The sequence below is a fragment of the Streptomyces sp. P5F9 genome, assembly GCF_057961495.1.
In genome coordinates this window covers 1-2,465 of the sequence record NZ_JBXVPZ010000791.1, presented here as the reverse complement: position 1 = coordinate 2,465, position 2,465 = coordinate 1, and the positions used below count along the sequence as shown (strand labels likewise).

At 65.8% G+C, this 2,465-nt stretch carries 3 protein-coding genes and 1 rRNA gene; all 4 read right to left on the bottom strand.

Annotated features, from left to right (window positions below):
• The coding region (locus AC31A1_RS50125) for an MFS transporter (protein ID WP_489659713.1) at positions 1-767 on the bottom strand (767 nt) is incomplete at its 3' end.
• A gap of 68 nt (positions 768-835) precedes the next feature.
• The gene (locus AC31A1_RS50120; RefSeq protein WP_489659712.1) at positions 836-1,531 is read right to left on the bottom strand and encodes a VC0807 family protein; all 696 of its coding nucleotides are present in this window, start codon (positions 1,529-1,531) and stop codon (positions 836-838) included.
• Positions 1,532-1,624: 93 nt separating this feature from the next.
• The gene (locus AC31A1_RS50115; protein WP_489659711.1) at positions 1,625-2,269 is read right to left on the bottom strand and encodes an HAD family hydrolase; all 645 of its coding nucleotides are present in this window, start codon (positions 2,267-2,269) and stop codon (positions 1,625-1,627) included.
• A gap of 66 nt (positions 2,270-2,335) precedes the next feature.
• Positions 2,336-2,452: ribosomal RNA gene (gene rrf, locus AC31A1_RS50110) — 5S ribosomal RNA — on the bottom strand.
• Between the last annotated feature and the right edge of the window lie 13 nt (positions 2,453-2,465).

Sequence of the window (2,465 nt, the reverse complement as noted above, 5' to 3'; positions counted from 1 at the left end):
CGCCCGACCAGGCACATCACCATGTAGACGTTGTACGGAACGGTCGCCACCTGCTCCGAACTGCCCAGCACGTCCTTCAGATACTTCGCACTCCAGTTGGAGACGGTCGAGTCCCCGATATAGGCGAAGGTCATCACCAGACAGAGCGGCAGCAGCAACTTGAAAACCAGCGGCCCGGCCTCCGCCCCCTCGCCTTCCTCACCAGGCGCACCCCCGTCGACATACCACCGACTCCCCACAAAGGCGGCCGGCAACAACACAGCCACCACGGGCAGATACGACACCCACAGCGCGAGATGCCAGTGCGCCCCCGCCCAGGCCAGCGAGGCCCCCACGATCCCACCCAGGCTGTACGCGGCATGGAAGCTGAGCATGATGCTTCGTCCGTACGTCCGCTGCAGACTTACCCCGAGCATGTTCATCGAGGCGTCCAGCGCACCCACACCGAGCCCGAACGCGCCGAGGGCGACGGCCAGTTCGGCCATGCTGTCGCCCGCCCCGACCCCGAGCAGCGCCAGGAGGACGACGGGCTGGGACCAGCGCAGCAGCACGCTGGGCCGTATTCGCTTCACCAACTGCTCGGTCGTGACGCTTCCGACCCCGGCGAGGATCGGCACGGCGGCCAGGAAGACGGGCAGCAGCCCGTCCGAGACCCCGTACCGGTTCTGGATCGCCGGGATGCGCGTCACGAGCAGCGCGAAGGTGGCGCCCTGAGCGAAGAAGCTGAACGCCAAAGAGGCCCTACCGCGCCGCAGCACATCTGTCATGGCGGCGAGCGTAAGGGCCCCGGCGTACTCGTGGGTAGATCCAGCCAAAGATGAATTCCGCTCAGCTTTTACCGAGCGACGGCCAGTGAGGGCATCGCCGCAGGTACGGGGGCGTCCCCGGCCTTCAGCTCCGCATCGATCATCTCCGCCATCGGCCCTACGGCGACACCGCCACTGACCACGGACGTCACGGCGATCGTGCCGATCATCACGACCGTGCCCAGCCACACCATGGTGTCCACCGGCAGCGTGTACACACCGACGATCCGCGCGACGCACTCCGCGAGCAGCATCACACCCCACACGAGCGAGAACCGCCGCTCGGCCCGCTGAAACGCCACCGACCCGCTCAACAGCCGCTCGAACGCGGCCTCCCGCTCCGGGCTGCCCTTCACCAGGAAGGGCTTCATCCCTGCGGTCATCATCGGCTTCCCCATGACCACGGACACGAGGATCCCGATCCCGACGACGCTGCTGACCCCGCTGTCCTTGGCGAGCATCAGCCGCGGATCACCGGCCACGAGGCTGAGCAACACCCCGACGACGTTCACGAACAGAATCAGCACCGCGAACGCGTTGACCGTCCGCTCCGCGACGACCCCCCACACGGTCCGCAGCGCCGGCACGACACTGCTCCACCCCAGCGCCGCCACGGTGCCCATCCCGAACCCGCTCTTCAGCAGGTAGTACGACCCGATCGGCACCGCCACATCCGCGATGAGCGGTCCGAAGTTCTTCTTCATGGAACCCGTGTTCGTCGTCATGCCCTCAGCTTGCCGCGAGGCCCCGGCCCGCCAGTAGAACCGATCGTCCGGACCTCAGCATGACAAATGTCAGTGCCCGAACGATGCCCGAGGTCATTCCAGCAGCTCAGCCAACTGCCCCATGTCACCAAAGAGTTGAGTGACCCCGGCAAGCCGCTCAGCAGGAGTCATGGCAGTGAACCCATACACATCCATCCCAGCCGCCACAGCCGCCTGCACCCCCAACGGACTGTCCTCTACGACGACACACCGCTCCGGCGCCACGCCCATCCGCTCGGCCGCGTACAGGAACAGATCCGGCGCGGGCTTCCCCCGCCCCACGTCCTCGGAGCTGAACACCCACTCGTCCTCGAACCACTCGTCCAACCCCGTCGTCCGATGCCCCACCCGAATCCGCTCATGACTCCCGGACGACGCCACGCAGTACGGCACCCCGTCCGCGACCAGCCTCTCCAGCACGTCGACGGCCCCGGCGACCGGCTTCAACTCCCGCTCGAACGCGGCGAACACGCGGGCATGGAAGACATCGTCGAAGTCGTCCGGCAACCGCTGCCCGGTCCGCTCCTCGACGAGATCGTGGACGCGGTGCATCGCGGCACCCATGTAGTCACGGAGGGACTCCTCGTAGGAGGTCGGGTGCCCGAGCTCGGTGAGATAGCCGGCCAGGAGCCTGTTGGAGATCGGCTCACTGTCGACGAGTACACCGTCGTTGTCGAAGATCACGAGGTCGTAGCGCATACCGCTGAGCCTAAACGCAGAAAACCCCCGTACCGAATAAACGGTACAGGGGTTTTCGCAATATTTGTTCGGCGGCGTCCTACTCTCCCACAGGGTCCCCCCTGCAGTACCATCGGCGCTGTAAGGCTTAGCTTCCGGGTTCGGAATGTAACCGGGCGTTTCCCTCACGCTATGACCACCGAAACACTATGAAACA

Coding starts and splice junctions, on each gene's coding strand:
- AC31A1_RS50115 (WP_489659711.1), bottom strand. CDS start 2,269: ATGCGCTACGACCTCGTGATCTTCGACAACGACGGTGTACTCGTCGAC.
- AC31A1_RS50120 (WP_489659712.1), bottom strand. CDS start 1,531: ATGACGACGAACACGGGTTCCATGAAGAAGAACTTCGGACCGCTCATC.